13 protein-coding genes are annotated in these 15,379 nt (G+C 75.0%); 7 read left to right on the forward strand and 6 right to left on the reverse strand.

From position 1 onward, the window contains the following. Nucleotides 1-118: 118 nt before the first annotated feature. Entirely contained in the window at nucleotides 119-1,048 is a 930-nt protein-coding gene (locus tag ACFW3D_RS06590; RefSeq protein ID WP_500502088.1) for an alpha/beta hydrolase, read from the reverse strand. A gap of 228 nt (nucleotides 1,049-1,276) precedes the next feature. Here ACFW3D_RS06590 and ACFW3D_RS06595 point away from each other — a divergent pair, with 228 nt between their 5' ends. Beyond that, complete coding sequence (locus tag ACFW3D_RS06595) at nucleotides 1,277-2,308, forward strand: saccharopine dehydrogenase family protein (protein WP_500502092.1); 1,032 nt, start codon at nucleotides 1,277-1,279, stop codon at nucleotides 2,306-2,308. 185 nt (nucleotides 2,309-2,493) lie between these two features. Here the strand turns inward: ACFW3D_RS06595 and ACFW3D_RS06600 are convergent, their stop codons facing one another. The 3 genes from ACFW3D_RS06600 to ACFW3D_RS06610 are packed head-to-tail and all read right to left on the reverse strand — an operon-like array spanning nucleotide 2,494 to nucleotide 6,353. Next, nucleotides 2,494-3,645, reverse strand: coding sequence for a glycosyltransferase (locus tag ACFW3D_RS06600; RefSeq protein ID WP_500502095.1), 1,152 nt, complete (start codon nucleotides 3,643-3,645; stop codon nucleotides 2,494-2,496). Continuing rightward, nucleotides 3,645-4,904: a nucleotide sugar dehydrogenase gene (locus tag ACFW3D_RS06605; RefSeq protein ID WP_500502097.1), complete on the reverse strand. Its 1,260-nt coding sequence runs from the start codon at nucleotides 4,902-4,904 to the stop codon at nucleotides 3,645-3,647. Before ACFW3D_RS06605 ends, ACFW3D_RS06600 begins: the two co-directional genes overlap by 1 nt. A gap of 18 nt (nucleotides 4,905-4,922) precedes the next feature. Continuing rightward, complete coding sequence (locus tag ACFW3D_RS06610; RefSeq protein ID WP_500502099.1) at nucleotides 4,923-6,353, reverse strand: glycosyltransferase; 1,431 nt, start codon at nucleotides 6,351-6,353, stop codon at nucleotides 4,923-4,925. A gap of 62 nt (nucleotides 6,354-6,415) precedes the next feature. Here ACFW3D_RS06610 and wecB point away from each other — a divergent pair, with 62 nt between their 5' ends. Genes wecB through ACFW3D_RS06630 form a run of 4 tightly spaced genes read left to right on the forward strand, consistent with a single transcriptional unit; the run spans nucleotide 6,416 to nucleotide 12,108 of the window. Further along, on the forward strand, nucleotides 6,416-7,501 hold the full coding sequence (gene wecB / locus ACFW3D_RS06615) for a non-hydrolyzing UDP-N-acetylglucosamine 2-epimerase (protein WP_500502102.1): 1,086 nt from the start codon (nucleotides 6,416-6,418) through the stop codon (nucleotides 7,499-7,501). Beyond that, entirely contained in the window at nucleotides 7,494-8,135 is a 642-nt protein-coding gene (locus ACFW3D_RS06620; protein WP_500502104.1) for a class I SAM-dependent methyltransferase, read from the forward strand. The genes wecB and ACFW3D_RS06620 overlap by 8 nt, the downstream gene beginning before the upstream one ends. Beyond that, a complete protein-coding gene (locus ACFW3D_RS06625) occupies nucleotides 8,135-9,949 on the forward strand; it encodes a hypothetical protein (protein ID WP_500502106.1) in 1,815 nt (604 codons plus the stop codon). Before ACFW3D_RS06620 ends, ACFW3D_RS06625 begins: the two co-directional genes overlap by 1 nt. Beyond that, entirely contained in the window at nucleotides 9,946-12,108 is a 2,163-nt protein-coding gene (locus ACFW3D_RS06630; RefSeq protein ID WP_500502108.1) for a glycosyltransferase, read from the forward strand. The genes ACFW3D_RS06625 and ACFW3D_RS06630 overlap by 4 nt, the downstream gene beginning before the upstream one ends. Here ACFW3D_RS06630 and ACFW3D_RS06635 read toward each other — a convergent pair. Continuing rightward, nucleotides 12,089-12,712: a hypothetical protein gene (locus tag ACFW3D_RS06635; RefSeq protein ID WP_500502110.1), complete on the reverse strand. Its 624-nt coding sequence runs from the start codon at nucleotides 12,710-12,712 to the stop codon at nucleotides 12,089-12,091. The two genes, ACFW3D_RS06630 and ACFW3D_RS06635, sit on opposite strands and share 20 nt — an antisense overlap. A 96-nt stretch (nucleotides 12,713-12,808) precedes the next feature. On the opposite strand from ACFW3D_RS06635, the gene ACFW3D_RS06640 reads away from it, so the two are divergent. Both ACFW3D_RS06640 and ACFW3D_RS06645 read left to right on the forward strand, forming a co-directional pair. Then, nucleotides 12,809-13,354 carry a PadR family transcriptional regulator gene (locus ACFW3D_RS06640; protein WP_500502113.1) on the forward strand — a complete coding sequence of 182 codons (546 nt, stop codon included), beginning with the start codon at nucleotides 12,809-12,811 and terminating at the stop codon, nucleotides 13,352-13,354. Nucleotides 13,355-13,385: 31 nt separating this feature from the next. After that, entirely contained in the window at nucleotides 13,386-14,309 is a 924-nt protein-coding gene (locus tag ACFW3D_RS06645; protein ID WP_500502116.1) for a carbohydrate kinase family protein, read from the forward strand. Here the strand turns inward: ACFW3D_RS06645 and ACFW3D_RS06650 are convergent. Further along, complete coding sequence (locus ACFW3D_RS06650; RefSeq protein WP_500502118.1) at nucleotides 14,285-15,361, reverse strand: DUF6745 domain-containing protein; 1,077 nt, start codon at nucleotides 15,359-15,361, stop codon at nucleotides 14,285-14,287. The two genes, ACFW3D_RS06645 and ACFW3D_RS06650, sit on opposite strands and share 25 nt — an antisense overlap. Nucleotides 15,362-15,379 lie beyond the last annotated feature (18 nt).

The raw sequence follows: 15,379 nt of genomic DNA on the forward strand, positions 1-15,379 counted from the left end.
TGCTGCTGTCCATGTCCCCTTGCAACGCGGCCCGTGCGCCGGTGGTACGTCCGGGGCGGACAGCGCCACTGGATCGAGTGAGCGCGCCCCCCTCGTTAGGGTCCTTCCGCTCACCATCTCATCGGTTCGTCGTCTCATCCGCACGCTCGGGCGACGGCCCGGGCAGCCCGAGCGCACGGGCGAGCAGCGGCCAGGCGGCGTCGAACTCCCGCCGCCAGTACGCCCATTCGTGCCGGCCACCTTCGTAGTAGTGCGTCGTCGCCGGGATGCCGCGGAGTTCCAGCGCGGTGGCGAAGACATGCGTGGCCGGCCACAGGGTGCCCTCCAGCACCTCCGGCTGCAGTTCGGTGCCGCCCGCGGCCGGGGCGGCACCGCTTCCGCAGGACACGTACAGCGCCGTGCCGCGCAAACCCCCGGCGCGCGCCGTGGGGTTGAAGGACCGCCAGGTGTCCCACCGGGCGACGGGATCGCCCCAGAGCGACCCGGGGCACAGGCTCTCGCGGAGCAGGAGGGCGTCGAGGACGGCGGGCACCCCGGCGAAGGTGGTGTCCAGGACGCCGCTGAAGGAGGCGGCGGCGCGGAACGCCCCGGGGTGGCGGGCGGCGTGGGCCATCGCGCCGTGGCCGCCGGTCGAGACGCCCGCCACCGCCCGTACGCCGGAGGCCCGGTAGTCGCGGCGCAGCAGCCCGTCGAGTTCGCGCAGCTGGAAGGTCTCGTAGTCCGAGCCGTCCAGCCAGCGGCTGGACAGGCCCGCGGGGCCGCAGTCCGGCATGGCGAGGATGAGCCCGCCGCCCCCGGTCAGCTCCTCGACACCCGCCTGCCGGGTCCAGGCGGTGTGGTCCTCGTGCGGACCGTGCAGCAGGTACAGCACCGGCCAGGTGCGCCCGGGCGCACGGGCGAAGTCCGCGGGCAGGACGATACGCACCCCCGCCGGACGGCCGAGCGCGGCCGAAACCACCGTCAGGTCCCAGGTACGTGGGCCGACGCGGGTCGCGGCGGCCACCTCGGCGGCGATCCGGTCGCCCGGACGCGCGGTGGTGGGGGTCATGGGGGTGGCTCCTCACGGGACAGGGGTGGGACAGGGGCGCGCACGGACCGGCCGCACCCCCTTTACCCGGGGTAACGGACGCGGGCCGGGAGCGGTTCAACGGCGACCGGGGTCTGGCGCATGGTTCAGGGGCACGGTGTCGCGGCGGGCGGGGCGAAGTCGGGTGACCGACCGGTGGGTTCGGTACCGTCCCACCCCGGAGCCGGAACGGACGAGGAGCACACGCACATGACCTGGTTGCTGTACGGAGCCACGGGCTACACCGGCCGCCTCGTCGCCCGGGAGGCCGTGGCCCGCGGGGAGCGCCCGCTGCTCGCGGGCCGGTCGGCCGCCGCGCTGGCCCCGCTCGCGGCCGGACTCGGCCTGGAGCACCGGGTGGTCGGCCTCGGCGACCCGGCGGCGCTGCGCGCGGCACTCGCGGACGTGGACGCGGTGGCGCACTGCGCAGGGCCCTTCTCCGCGACGGCTCTGCCGATGGCCGAGGCGTGCCTGGGCACCGGCACGCACTACCTCGACATCACCGGCGAGATCGACGTGCTCGAGACGCTGCACTCGATGGACGCCCGGGCCCGCGCCGCGGGTGTGGTCCTGCTGCCCGGGGCGGGGTTCGACGTCGTCCCGACCGACTGCCTCGCCGCGACCGTCGCCGCCGCTCTGCCCACGGCCACCCACCTCGACATCGCCTTCGTGGCCGGCGGGGGCGCGAGCCCGGGCACGGCGCGCTCCGCGCTCGAGGCGCTCGACAAGGGCGCCGGCGGCCGCGCCCGCGTCGACGGGGTGATCCGGGACGTCCCGCTCGGGCACCCCCGGGTGACGGCCTTCTTCCGTACCGGCCCGCGCCGCGTCTCCGGCATCGCCTGGGGCGACGTCAGCACGGCCTACCACTCCACCGGCATCCCGAACGTCTCGACGTACACCTGGCTGCCGGGCGCCCCGCTCGTGGCGCGCGTACTGGGCATCGGCCCGGTACGACGGCTGGCCCGCGCGGGCGTCAACCGCTTCCTGACCGGGCCGGGCGAGCGCGCGCTGACGCACACCCGCTCCCAGGTCTGGGCCCGCGCCCGCGACCCCCGCGGCGGCGAGGCCCAGGCGGCGTTGTCGGCCCCCAACGGCTATGCGCTGACGGTCGATTCGGTACTGCGTATCGTGACCCGCCTCCCGGATCTGCCGCCCGGGACCCGGACACCGTCCTCGGCCCTCGGCGCCGACTTCGTGCTGGAACTGGACGGAGTACGCCGCAACGGACCCCACGTCAGCTGATCCCTCCGCGGCGGGCGCACCGCCCGGACCCGCGGTTCGCGGCGAGGTCCTGACGCGGCTCGGCCGTACGCCGCCCGTACGACGCCCGTGCGGTGCACGCCGCTTCAGAGCACCACGCCGTGACCCTGCCGCCGAAGCCGCCCGCCGGTCCGCAACCGGACCTCCGCGCCGGCCGGGTCGCCCCGCTACGACGGGCGCGCCGCCGGGGGGCGCGCGGCCGCGGCCGCGGCGGCGGCCACCGCCCAGCCCTCCAGGCTCGTGACGAAGTGCGGGGCGCAGTCGGGCCAGTGCAGCGCGCCGCGGGCGGCGGCGTGGCCGCGGGCGCCCATCGCATGGCGCAGTCGGGGGTCGTCGCGCAGGCGGCGGACGGCGTCCGCGGCCGCCGCGGGGTCCTCGAACGGGACGAGGAGGCCGCAGTCGTGCCCGCGGACCAGCTCCGCGGCGAGGGGGTTGGGGGTGCTCACGACGGGGATGCCGTAGGCCATGTACTCGACGACCTTGGTGGGCCGCGAGTGGCGGTAGTTCGCCTCGTCGCGCAGCAGCGACACCCCCGCGAGGGCACCGCGCAGCCGGCCCAGGGCCGCGTCGTTGGGCAGGAATCCGTGCCAGCGCAGCACGCCGTCGCGGTCGGCCGCCGTCAGCAGACCGCGGACGTCGCCGTCGGCGGCGCCGATGAGCTCCACGCGGACGTCCGGGGCCAGCAGCCGTGCCAGGGCGACCAGTTCCTCCGCGCCGCGGGCCCGGGAGAGCTGCCCGAGGTAGACCACGCGGTCGTCGCCCGGCGCCGGCGGGGGCTCCGAGGGGACGGTGACCAGGTTCGGCACCACGGGGTGCGCCCGGCGGAACCGGCGCTGGTAGGCGTCCTCGGCCAGCAGCAGGTGCAGATGCCGCTCGGCGGCGAGTTCGGCCGCGCGCACGACGAGGCGCAGCGGCGGGCGCAGCGGCCGCGGCACCCAGGCCTTCATGGTGAGGGCGGCGGCGGTGTCCTCGTGGACGTCCCAGACGACGGCGGGCCGCCGGACACCGGCGCGGTGCCAGTGCCGCAGGGTGCGCGGCAGGGCGAGCAGGAGTTCGGGGTCGTGGAGCAGGACGGCGTCGACGGCGGGCCCGCGCCGTACCAACAGCCGCCGGGCCGCGCGGACGGCGGCGCGCCGGTCGCGTCCGGTGGCCCGGGGCAGGTCGACGCCCTCGACCCCGGGGCGGGGCGGGGTCGCCCGCGCGGTGAACGGCGCGGCATAGGTGACGGTGTGGCCGTGGGCGATGAGGGCGGCTATCTGCCGGTGCAGGATGCGCGCGTCCTCGGGGTGGTGCACGACGGTGACGACCAGTACGTGCATCACAGCACCTCGACGTCCGGCCGGAAGATCCGTCCGCGCGTGTCGAACAGCAGGCGGGCCCGGTCCGCCACCACCTGCAGGTCGTACGCGCTGTGGTCCTGCAGGAGGACCGTCAGGTCGTGCTCGTGCAGGGCGGCGGCCAGGTCGCCGGCCCTGGGGACGGTTTCGCCGTCCACCTCCCAGTCGGCCACGAAGGGGTCGTGGAAGGAGATCCCGGTGCCGAGCCTGCGCAGCAGCCGGGCCACGGGGACGGCTGGGCTCTCGCGCCGGTCGGCGATGTCGGGCTTGTAGGTGACGCCGAGCAGCAGCACCCGCGATCCTTGCAGCGCCTTCCCGGCCGTGTTGAGCAGGTCCTGCGCCCTGCGCACCACGTACTCCGGCATCCGGTGGTTGATCTCCCGGGCGAGTTCGACGAAGCGGAACTCGTAGCCGAGCGTGCGGACCTTGTACGACAGGTAGTTGGGGTCGATCGGGATGCAGTGGCCGCCCACGCCGGCGCCGGGCCGGAAGGCCTCGAAGCCGAAGGGCTTGGTCGCGGCGCAGTCGATGGCGTTCCAGATGTCCACGCCCAGTTCGCGGCAGAGGACGGCCAGTTCGTTGACGAGCGCGATGTTGACGTGGCGGTAGGTGTTCTCGAGCAGCTTGGCCATCTCGGCCTCGCGGGTGCCCTTGGCCCGGACGACGGTGTCGACGAGCTTGCCGTAGAAGGCCACGGCGCGTGCCGCGCACCCGGGCGTGTGCCCGCCGACGATCTTCGGGGTGTCGCGGAAGCCGTGGGTGCGGTTGCCCGGGTCGATCCGCTCGGGTGAGAAGGCGAGGGCGAAGTCCGGCCCGGCGCGCAGTCCCGAGCCCTCCTCGAGGATGGGCCGGACGACCTCGTCGGTCGTGCCGGGGTAGGTCGTGGACTCCAGGACGACCAGGACGCCGGGGCGCAGCCGCGCGGCGACCGCCCCGGCCGCGCCGGTGACCGCGGTCAGGTCGGGTCCGCCGTCCTCGGACAGCGGCGTGGGGACGCAGATGACGACGGTCTGCGCCTCCCCCAGGCACTCCTGGCCGGTGGTGGCGGTGAAGCCGGCGGCCAGCATGCGCCGCAGGTCGTCGTCGGTGACGTCGTCCACGTGCGAGCGGCCGGAGTTGAGGGCGTCGACCACCGAGGGGTCCAGGTCGTGCCCGACGACGCTGAGTCCGACCGCCGCCGCCTCCCTGGCGAGGGGCAGTCCGACGTATCCGAGGCCTACGACTGCGAGCTGCACCGTCATGCCGCACCATCCAGAGCGCTATACGGCCCCCAGACCGCGGTAGGCGTCGCGCGTCCGCCCCGCGATGTGCGCCCACGTACGGTCGCGGGCCACTCGTGCGCGGGCGGCGGCGCCCATCATCCGCCGTTGATTTGGACTATAGAGCAATACTTCGAGCGTATCTGCCCAGGCATTTACGTCTCCTGATGGAATTAGCCTCCCGTTCACCTGGTCTTCGACCAGCTCACCCATCGCCGTGACATCACTTGCCGCGATGGGAAGACCGCTCGCCATCGCCTCCACCGGCTTGAGAGGGGTCACGAGATGGCACACCCGCTCCCCCGTCCGGGGCACCGCGAAGACGTCCAGCACGGCGTGGTGGGCCCGCACCTCTGCGTGCGGCACACGGCCCGTGAACAGGGCGGCGTCCCCCAGGCCGAGCCCGGCCGCCTGCCGCTCCAGTGCGGGCCGCAGCGGGCCGTCCCCCACGATCAGCAGGCGCAGCGGCACCCCCCGGCGGCGCAGTTCGGCCCCGGCGCGCAGCAGGGTGCCGACGCCCTCGTGGGGCGTGAGCGTGGAGACGGTGCCCACGACCACCTCACCGGGGCGGATGCCGAGGCGGGTCCGCAGCTCACCGGGGTCGGGCAGGGGCTGGAGGAAGACCTCGTCCACGGCGTTGGGCACGACCCGCACCCGGTCCTCGGGGACCCCGCGGGAAACGATCTCCTCCTTCATGGCCTCGCCGAGGGTGAGCACCAGGTCGGCGGCCTTCATGCAGTGCGTCTCCAGGGCCCGCCGCTCGCGGTACGACGCGCTGTCACGGGCTCGCCCGGGCCCCTGCGTCAGCCAGGTCTCCTCCAGGAAGCCGCGCACCTCGTAGACGACGGGCAGGCCGAACGATTCGCGCAGCGCGAGCGCCACTCGGCCGTTCGGGTGATCCGTGGCCGCGTGCAGGACCGCGGGGCGCAGCCGTTCGACGAGCCGGGCGGCGAGCTCGGCGTTGCGGGCGAGGGCGGCCGCCGGCGTCCCGGGCATCCGCACGGGCAGCAGGCGGTGGTACGGCACCCCGTCCACGACCTGCGCCGGCCGTCCGTCCCAGACCCCCTGGGCCACGGGGAAGCCCATCCGGGTGACGACCTGCGGGTCCAGGCCCGCCTGCCGCTGGGCGCGCGCGATGGCGTGCGTCCTGACGGTGTAACCGGCGTTCCGGTACGGCAGGGAGTTGGTGACCAGGTGCAGCACCCGCCCCGGCACCGCCGCCCCCGGCACGCCGGCGGGGGCGGGGACGCCGCGCGGCCCGTACGCGGAGGCACCGCCGCGCCCCCGGTGCGGATCGCGCTCGGGCAGCCGGGCCAGCACCCACCGGGCGGGCCGCCGCGCCGGTCCCGGGGCGACCCGCAGGGCCAGGGACGCCGCGCGCACCGGGTCGTCCCGCAGATGACGTACCGCCACGGAGGCGGCGAGAATCAAGGCACGAAGAGTACGACGACGCACATTCCCACCCTAAGCACGGCAAGTGAACGGGAGGCACCGTGCTCGGCTCGGTAGTCCACGTGGTCGGTGCCCGGCCCAACTTCGTCAAGGCCGCCCCGGTCGTCGCCGCACTGCGCGAGGCGGGGCAGCCGCAGTCCGTGGTGCACACCGGACAGCACTACGACGAACGCATGTCGCACGTCTTCTTCCGGGAGCTCGGCCTGCCCGAGCCGGACGTCGACCTCGGCGTCGGTTCCGGCAGCCACGCCCGGCAGACCGCCGCACTGCTGACCGCGCTGGAGGACGAGCTGTCCGCCCGCGCCCCCGCCCTGGTGACGGTGTACGGGGACGTCAACTCCACGCTGGCCGCCGCCCTGGTCTCCGCCAAGCTGGGGCTGCCCGTGGCGCACGTCGAGGCGGGCCTGCGCAGCTTCGACATGACGATGCCGGAGGAGGTCAACCGGCGGCTGACCGACCAGCTCGCCGACCTGCTCTTCGTCACCAGTCCGGAGGCGGTGGGCCATCTGGCCGACGAGGGCGTGGACACCGCCCGGGTGCACTTCGTCGGCAACCCGATGATCGACACCCTCCTGGCCCACCTCCCGCGGTTCGACCCGGAGGCCGCGCGCGCCGCCCACGGGCTGTCGGGGCGCTACGGCGTCGTGACGCTGCACCGTCCGGTCAACGTCGACGACCCGGCCGCCGCGGCCGCCGCCGTGGCGGCGCTGCGCGAGGCGGCGCGGCACCTGGAACTGGCGGTCCCGCTGCACCCGCGCGGCCGGGTCGCGCTGGAGGCGGCGGGGCTCGGCGACACGCCCGGCATCCGGATCCTGGAGCCGCTCGGCTACCTGGAGTTCATGGGACTGCTGCGGGGCGCCGCCGCGGTGGTCACCGACTCGGGCGGGGTGCAGGAGGAGACCACCGTCCTGGGCGTGCCCTGCCTGACGCTGCGCCCGAACACCGAACGGCCGGTGACGGTCACCCACGGCACCAACCGCCTGGTGACCCCCGACGGGCTGGCCCCAGCCCTGCTCAAGGCGCTGGACGGCGAAGCGCCCGCCCCCGAGGGACCTCCGCTGTGGGACGGCCGCTCGGGGCCCCGCATCGCCCGGATCGTCACCGAGTGGCTGGACCACCATGTCTGAGCCGCGCCCGTCCGGCCCGCTCGCCTACTGGGACGCCCGCCACCGCGGGCACGACGACCTGGCGTCCGGCGGCCACATCGGCCTCGACCGGCCGGGGAACGAGATCTTCTACGCGCTGCGGATCGCGGAGGTGCTGCGCATCACCGGCGACTGCGAACGCGCCACCGATCCGCTGCTCGTGCTCGACGCGGGCTGCGGCAAGGGCCACTTCGCGCGGGCCCTGGCCCGGTGCGGCCATCTCGTCGACGCGATCGACGCCAGCCCCTCGGCGGTGGAGCACTGCCGCGCGCTCGGCGGCGGCCCCCGCTACGCGGTGGCGGAGCTGTCGGCGTGGCGGAGCCCGTGGCTGTACGACGTGGTGCTCGCCGTGGACGTGCTCTTCCACGTGCTCGACGACGCCGCCTGGCGGGCCGCGCTGGTCAACCTCGCCTGTCTCGTCCGGCTGACCGGCCGGCTGGTCGTCACCGACGAGGACGCGCCCGGGCGCGTGGCCCGCGGCGACTACATCCTGCACCGCCCCGCGGCCGAGTACCGCGCCGCCGTCGAGCCGCTCGGACTGCGGTACGGCGGCTTCACGCCGTACGGTTTCCGGGAGAACAGGGTCGGTTTCCACGTCTTCACGAGGACCTCCTGATGCGCCTTCTCGATCTGCTCCACCCGCACCTGGACGGGGTGACCGAGGTCGTCGACGCCACCGGCGGCGGCATCCCGCTCGGCCCGTACCTGCACCTGCCGGAGGGCGTCCGGCTGCGCTCCTGCGCGCCCGGTGACGAGGAACCGGTGGGTGAGGGACGGCTCGTCCTGCTGTCGTACGGCCCCGACCCGCACCGGCACGGTGACGAGGAGGCCTGCCTCGCGGCGCTGCGGCGCATGCGGCCCGGCGGCAGAGGGCTGATCGTGTTCGGCCATCGCGGCGCCGAACTGCCCTACCACCGGCTGCTCGACGCCCTGGTGGCGCAGCGCTGCCAGGTGCTGCGGGCAGCCAGCCTGGACTACCTGCACCTGCACGGCGGCGCGGTCTTCACCTGCGCCAAGGCACTGCTGCCGCTCCTGGACCCGGCCGGGCGGACCGTGCCCGGCGAGGACGGCACCGCGCTGCGGCTGGCCGGCGAGTACGTGCTGGCGGAGTTCGTGTCGCGCGCCGAGCGGGCTCGGATGCTGGAGCTGGAACGGCGGCACGAGGAGGACCGCCGCGCGCTGGAACAACTGCGGGACGGCACGGACGGTGAGCGGACCGCGGCCCTGACCCACGAGCGCGACCGGCTCGCGGCCGAACTGCGGCGCGCCCGGGAGCGGATCGAGGTGCTGGAGGCCCGGGTCGCCATGCTGCAGGGCTCGACCTCGATGCGGGTGGGCCAGGCACTGGTCTCGGCCGCCCGGTCGCCCCTGCGCGGTTCGACGCGGCTGCCGCGCGAGCTGTACGGGATGTGGCGCGGCCGCGGCAAGGGCGGCCGGCCGTCGGCGGCCCGGCCGGGCGGGCCGGCCGCCGCCGCGGCACCGGGTGCGGCCGAGGCCGCGGCCGACGGGCACCTGCACCTGGCCCACCGGGCGTTCACGGCGGGCCCCCGCGACCGACTGGTCGTCGCCGGCGTGCTGGACGCCGCGACCGCGGCCGACTTCGCCCACGACGCCGTCGTCAACCGCGTGCTGCCGCACGACGCGCGGCAGGTCGCCGAACGCACCGATCCGGACGTGCTGGTCGTACAGCTCAGCGCCTGCCTCTCCGGCCCGTGGGCGCACACCGGCACCGGCACGGCGCCCGACCTGGACCGGCGGCTGGCCGAACTCCTCGCCGCCGCCCACGCGCTCGGCCGCACCGCCGTGCTGTGGCGGGACGCCCCTGCCTCCGCCGCCCCCGGCCTGGCGCCGTTTCCCTGGGACGCCGTGCTCGACGGGGACACCGGGGTGCAGCCGGCCCGGCTGGACCCGGCCACGGTGGACCGCGCCGGTCTCCGGGAGATCTTCACCTCCCGCGCCACGCGGGTCCGGCTGTCGGAGCTCGCCAGGATCGCCGGGGCGGCGGACCCGCTGGACGCCCGGCGGGTGGCCGTACTGGCCGACCCGCGCGGCGACGCCGAGATCTCGCGCCTGGTCGCGCAGGTCATGGCGCAGCGGTACCGCCCCGCCGAGGTGCTGGTGCCCGAGCCCGGAACGGCCTACGCGGAGCTCGCCGCGGGCGGGGTCACCGTACGGGCGGCGGCGGACGGGCCGGACGCGCCCTGGATCGCGGACTGGTCGGACCTCGCGGAGGAACGGTCGGCGGTCCACCTGCTGGACCTGATGTGCGCCCAGGAGTGCTCCGGGGCCGACGCGGTGGGTTTCAGCGCGGACACCGCGGGCTTCGTGCCGCACGTCAACGGCTTCCGCCCGGCGCTGGTGCGCAGGACGCTGTGGCCGTCCCCCGGAGCGGGGCGGCTGTTCACGATCCGCCCGGAGGAGGTCCGATGACGGGCACGCGCACGGTCAGGGCGATGGTCTACGGGGACGTGGACCTCAACCTCATCGACGGTTCCGCGGTGTGGGCCCAGTCCACGGTGCAGGCGCTGGCCCGGGCCGGCTGCCGGACCCGGCTGGTGCTGAAGGCGCCGGTGCGCACCGGGCGGCTGGTCGATCCGCTGGCGGAGCTGCCGGGGGTGTCCGTCGTACCGACCGGGCACGTCCTCTCGCCCGTCCAGGCCGCGCGGGTGCTGCGCGAACGAGACGAGCAGGAGCCGTGCGACCTGCTGGTGCTGCGCGGACGCCGGCTGGTGGCGCAGGTCGTCGCCGACGGTGCCTTCGACGGGCGGATCTGGGCGTACCTCACCGACATCCCGCAGTCGGCGGCGCACATGACGGAGGAGGCCGTCGGCGAGCTGACCCGGATCGCCGAGGCGTCCCGCCATCTGCTGTGCCAGACGGAGGAGTTGCGCTGCTTCATCGAGGCCTGGGTGCCGGCCGCGTGCGGCAGGTGCGTGCTGTACCCGCCGAGCGTGCCCGTCCCGGACTTCGCGGTGCCGGAGCACGACGCGGCGAGGGGCCCCGTGCGCATGGTGTACACGGGGAAGTTCGCGCCGCGCTGGAACACCCTGGAGATGACGGAGCTGCCGGGCGCGCTGGCCGCCCGGGGGATCAGGGCCGAGCTGCACACCGTCGGCGACAAGATCCACGACGACCCGCGGCACCCCGGCTTCCACGCGGCCATGGAACACGCGCTGCGCACCGCGACCGGCGTGGTGCACCACGGCGGCACGCCGCGCCAGGAGGCCATGCGGATCGCCGCGGGCTGCGACCTGGGGCTCGGCTGGCGCCACCCGGAGCTGGACGCGAGCCTGGAACTGTCGACGAAGGTGCTGGAGTTCGGGACGCTGGGGCTGCCCGTCGTGCTCAACCGCACCCCCGCGCACGAGGCGTTGCTCGGTGCCGACTACCCGCTGTTCGTCCCGGGCCGGGGCACCCTCGACGACGCGGCGGAGGCGGTCGCCACCGCCGCCGGCTCCCCCGAGGCCTACCGCACGGCCGCCCGGCGCTGCCGCGAGGCCGCCGCGCACTTCTCCCTTGACCGGGCCGCCGAACGGCTGCGGGGCCTGGTCGAACGGGCCCTGCCCGCCGCACCGGCCGGGCTCGCCGGGCGCGGCCGGCCGTTGCGGGTCGTCGTCGCCGGGCACGACCTGAAGTTCTTCACCCGGCTTCTGGACCACCTCCAGGCCCTGCCCGGGGTCGAGGTGCGGGTCGACGCGTGGGAGGCGCTGGCCCGGCACGACGCGGCGGCCGGCAAGGAGCTCGCCGCCTGGGCCGACGTCGTGGTCGTCGAGTGGTGCGGGCCCGCGGCCGTCTGGTACAGCCGTCACAAGCGGCGCGGCTCCCGCCTGGTGGTGCGGCTGCACCGCTTCGAGCTGTACGCCGGTTACCCCGCGCAGGTCGACATCGACGCCGTCGACCGCGTCGTGTGCGTCAGCCCGCACTACAACCGGCTCACGCGGGAACGCACCGGCTGGCCGCAGGAGAAGCTCGTCACCATCCCCAACTGGGTCGACGACCGGCAGCTGGACCGCCCCAAGGTCCCCGACGCCCGCTACCGCCTCGGCATGATCGGCATCGCTCCATCACGCAAGCGGCTCGACCTGGGTCTGGACGTGCTCGAGGCCCTGCGGGCCCGGGACCCGCGGTGGCGGCTGTCGGTGAAGTCCAAGATGCCCTGGGACTACTGGTGGATCTGGAACAAGCCCGAGGAGCGGGCCCACTACGACGCCGTGCTGCGGCGGGTGCAGTCGGGCCCCCTGGAGGACGCCGTGGTCTTCGACGACTTCGGACCCGACGTGGCCGGCTGGCTGCGGCGCATCGGCTTCGTGCTCTCCACCAGCGACGACGAGAGCTTCCACCTCGCCCCGGCCGAGGGCATGGCCTCCGGGGCGGTGCCCGCCCTGCTGCCCTGGCCGGGTGCCGACGCGATCTACGAGCGCCGCTGGATCCACGACTCCCCCTCGGCCATGGCGGACGCGATCGCCACGCTGGCGGCCGACGGCTGGGAGGAGGCGGGCGAGCAGGCCCGCGGCTGGCTGCGCGAGTCCTTCGGTCTGGACTCGGTCCGCGCGGCGTGGACGGAGCTGGTCACCGGCTCGGCGCCGTGACGCCCATGGGCGCGACCGCCGGGGCGGAGATGGCGGTGGTGGCGGCGGTGGCGGCCTGCCCGCGGGCGGCCACCGCGCGGCTGTAGCGCGTCGTGAAGACGACGGGAAGGGCGAAGCCGCAGATCTTGACGGCGATGATCCCGGCGAGCGCGTGCGGGGCGGCCGAGAGCAGGACGGCAAGCAGCGCGGCGTTGACGGTGAAGGAGGCCGCCCACACCGCGGTGATGATCACGTTGGTGCGGAGGAAGACCGGGTTGTCCCAGACCGCGGACGGGACCATGGACCTGGCGATGCCGAGGGTGAACGGCTTGCGGACGGCCAGCGAGCCCCAGGCCGTGAGGGCGAGCCAGCCGAGCGAGAGCGCCGTGTTGTAGGGCTCGAGCGGTGAGTGCGGGGCGGCGAAGGCCAGTGCCGCGAGCAGGGCGAAGAAGGCCCCGGAGCTGAGTTCGACCACGAACCGGTCCGCCGGGCGGCCGGCGCGGCGCTCCCTCGCGACCAGCCCGGCCGAGAGCACGAGGCCGGCGAGCGCCCCGTAGCGCCAGTCGGCCTCGGTGGCGACGACCGCGAAGGCGATCCACGGAAGGAAACTGCGCAGGTACCCCATGGCGAACCCCGTTCTTCTCGACCTTCCAGTTCTGACATGTCAAAGTTAAAAGCTCCACTCGCGACATGTCAATATTGGAATGTTAGGATGCCGGGCATGAGCCTTCGCCATGCCGTCCTGGGACTCCTCGCCGATCACCCGGCGAGCGGATACGACCTGCTCAGGACGTTCCAGACCTCCCTCGCCAACGTCTGGCCCGCCACCCAGAGCCAGCTCTACACGGAGCTGAACCGGCTCGCCGAGGCCGGGCTGGTGACCGTCGCCGCCGAGGGGCCGCGCGGACGCAAGGAGTACGCCCTCACCGAGGCGGGACGCGCGGAGCTGCTCCACTGGCTCACCGAGGTCGAGCCGCAGCGCAACCGCCGCAGCGACGCGCTGCTGAGGGTCTTCTTCCTCGACCAGGTCGACCCCGCCCAGGCCCGCGCCTATGTGGAGCGGGAGGGGAAGGTGGCCGCCGAGCACCACGAGGGCCTGCTCGAGCTCGAGCGCTCCGTCGACTGGGACGCCGGCGGCGACCTCGCATTCTACGGCCGGCTGACCCTGGAATGGGGGCTGCGCTTCACCAGGATGCAGCAGGAGTGGGCCGCCTGGGCGGCCGAGCACATCCGCGATCGCGCGCCGGGGGACACCGCCCGGCCGTAGCATGGCGCCGGGGTGGTGACTGGAGGTGCACATGACCACAGAAGAGTCGCCGTACGACGTGCTCGTCGTCGGCGGATCCGGGGTGGACACCGTGGTGCGGGTGGACAACCTGCCCGTACCCCTCGCGGACTCCCTGGGGGTGGAGCCGGTCCGGGAGTGGCCCGGCCAGACCGGCGGCAACGTGGCACTGGGCTGCCGCGCCCTCGGCATGAGCGTGAAGTTCCTCGACTTCGTCGGCGAGGACTGGATCGGCTCCATGCTCAGGGAGCGTCTGGCCAAGGGCGACGTCGACTTCGAGGCACTGATCTCCCCCGCCGGGACCCGGCGGGCCGTCAACCTCGTGGACTCCGCGGGCCGCCGGATGTCCTTCTACGACGGGCGCGACCCGGCGGACCTGCGGATGCCGCGCGAGTTCTACCTGCCGCACCTGCGCCGGGCCCGCCACGTGCACCTGTCGATCTCGCACTTCACCCGCTTCCTCTACGACGACATCGAGGAACTCGGCCTGCCCGTCTCGACCGACCTGCACGACTGGGACGGACTGGCCGAGCACCAGCGGGAGTTCGCCCGCCGATCCGACCTGGTCTTCCTCAGCGCCGCGGCGGCGGGCGAGCGCATCGCCGACGTCATGCGCGGGATCCTGCGCGACGGCCGCGCCCAGGCCGTGATCGCCACCGCGGGGGCGGGCGGCGCCTATCTGCTGGCGCGCGACGGGGGCAGCACGCCCCGGCACATCCCGGCTGTCACCCCGCCCGGCCCGGTGGTGGACTCCAACGGGGCGGGCGACGCCTTCCTCTGCGGCTTTCTGCACGGGCGCACGCGCGGACTGGACTTCGAGTCCTGCGCCCGCCTCGGCGCGACGGCGGGCGCGTACACCTGCACGGCGGGCGGCAACCTGGCCCTCATCGACGCCGCGACGCTCGATTCCGCTCAGGTCTCGCGCTCCGGCTCGTAGTCGGCCTCCTCCAGTCCGAAGGTCCAGGCGACGCCCTCGCGGGCCGTCCGGGTCCGCGGCGGCACCCGCAGCCAGTAGGTGCGGTGGGTGCCGTCCGGCTCCGGTGTGGAGTTGAGGACCTCGACCATCACCAGCGGCTCGTCCCCCTCCAGTTCGATCCGCCACAGCACCCCGGCCGCGTCCCGCTGCACGGGCTCCGCCCCGGACTCCTCCAGGTAGCGCTCGTAGCCGTAGTGCTCCAGCATCACCCGGCGCAGCTCGGCGTTCTCCTCCTCGCGTATGCGGCGCGGGGTCAGACCGGCGAGCCCGTCGAGGAACTCGGCGGGGACCGGCATGCCGCGCCAGGCGTGCAGTGCGAAACCGTCCGCGAAGGCCAGCGCGGGGCCGTCGCCTCGGTCCAGCCTGCCCGCCTCGTCCCGGTGCAGTTCCAGGGGGCGTTCGGCGACGACCGCCGTCCGCTCGTACGGCCACCACCAGCCGGCGTTGCGGGCGACCACGGCGACACCGGCCAGCTCCCGGGTGCCCTCCCGGCCGTCGAAGGCGGCCAGCCATGCCGCGTCGTGCTGTCCGAGCACGGCGTCGAGCAGCGCGAGCCGCACGGCCTGCGCGCCCCCGGGCACACCGGGCGCGGCGTCGACCACGGCGGTCCGTATCCGCTCGGTGAGCAGCACCGTCGTGTCCCACAACTGCGCGCCCGTGACGGCCCAGTGGTCCGCCCAGCCGGCCGGCCCGAGCCGGTCGGCGACCCGCTCCCGTGCCGCGGCCCACGGCAGCGTCCGCACGGCGTCGCGGACGCTGCCGCCCGCCGTGCCGTCCGCCGTCAGGCGCACGGCCAAGGCCACGGCCTCCAGCGGTGAGGCCGCCCACACGATCCGTTCGGGCTCGGGCAGCCCGGCCAGCCGGTAGGCCAGGCGCACCCCGTCCTCCGCCGCCGCCCGGTCCGCGGGTCCGGTCCTCGCGACGACCTCTCGCCACAGCGCCGTCGTGTCCGTCGCGGTTTCCGTGTCCGCCGCACCCGTGTCCGCCGCGGCCGTGCTCGCCACCGTCGTCATCGCTCCGCTCCCCCGTCC

Source organism: Streptomyces sp. NPDC058864, from assembly GCF_042742985.1.
Taxonomy (GTDB): domain Bacteria; phylum Actinomycetota; class Actinomycetes; order Streptomycetales; family Streptomycetaceae; genus Actinacidiphila.

Excerpts from the sequence above, each read along its gene's own strand:
- ACFW3D_RS06590 (WP_500502088.1), bottom strand. The coding sequence starts at position 1,048 with ATGACCCCCACCACCGCGCGTCCGGGCGACCGGATCGCCGCCGAGGTG.
- ACFW3D_RS06595 (WP_500502092.1), top strand. The coding sequence starts at position 1,277 with ATGACCTGGTTGCTGTACGGAGCCACGGGCTACACCGGCCGCCTCGTC.
- ACFW3D_RS06600 (WP_500502095.1), bottom strand. The coding sequence starts at position 3,645 with ATGCACGTACTGGTCGTCACCGTCGTGCACCACCCCGAGGACGCGCGC.
- ACFW3D_RS06605 (WP_500502097.1), bottom strand. The coding sequence starts at position 4,904 with ATGACGGTGCAGCTCGCAGTCGTAGGCCTCGGATACGTCGGACTGCCC.
- ACFW3D_RS06620 (WP_500502104.1), top strand. The coding sequence starts at position 7,494 with ATGTCTGAGCCGCGCCCGTCCGGCCCGCTCGCCTACTGGGACGCCCGC.
- ACFW3D_RS06625 (WP_500502106.1), top strand. The coding sequence starts at position 8,135 with ATGCGCCTTCTCGATCTGCTCCACCCGCACCTGGACGGGGTGACCGAG.
- ACFW3D_RS06630 (WP_500502108.1), top strand. The coding sequence starts at position 9,946 with ATGACGGGCACGCGCACGGTCAGGGCGATGGTCTACGGGGACGTGGAC.
- ACFW3D_RS06635 (WP_500502110.1), bottom strand. The coding sequence starts at position 12,712 with ATGGGGTACCTGCGCAGTTTCCTTCCGTGGATCGCCTTCGCGGTCGTC.
- ACFW3D_RS06640 (WP_500502113.1), top strand. The coding sequence starts at position 12,809 with ATGAGCCTTCGCCATGCCGTCCTGGGACTCCTCGCCGATCACCCGGCG.
- ACFW3D_RS06645 (WP_500502116.1), top strand. The coding sequence starts at position 13,386 with ATGACCACAGAAGAGTCGCCGTACGACGTGCTCGTCGTCGGCGGATCC.
- ACFW3D_RS06650 (WP_500502118.1), bottom strand. The coding sequence starts at position 15,361 with ATGACGACGGTGGCGAGCACGGCCGCGGCGGACACGGGTGCGGCGGAC.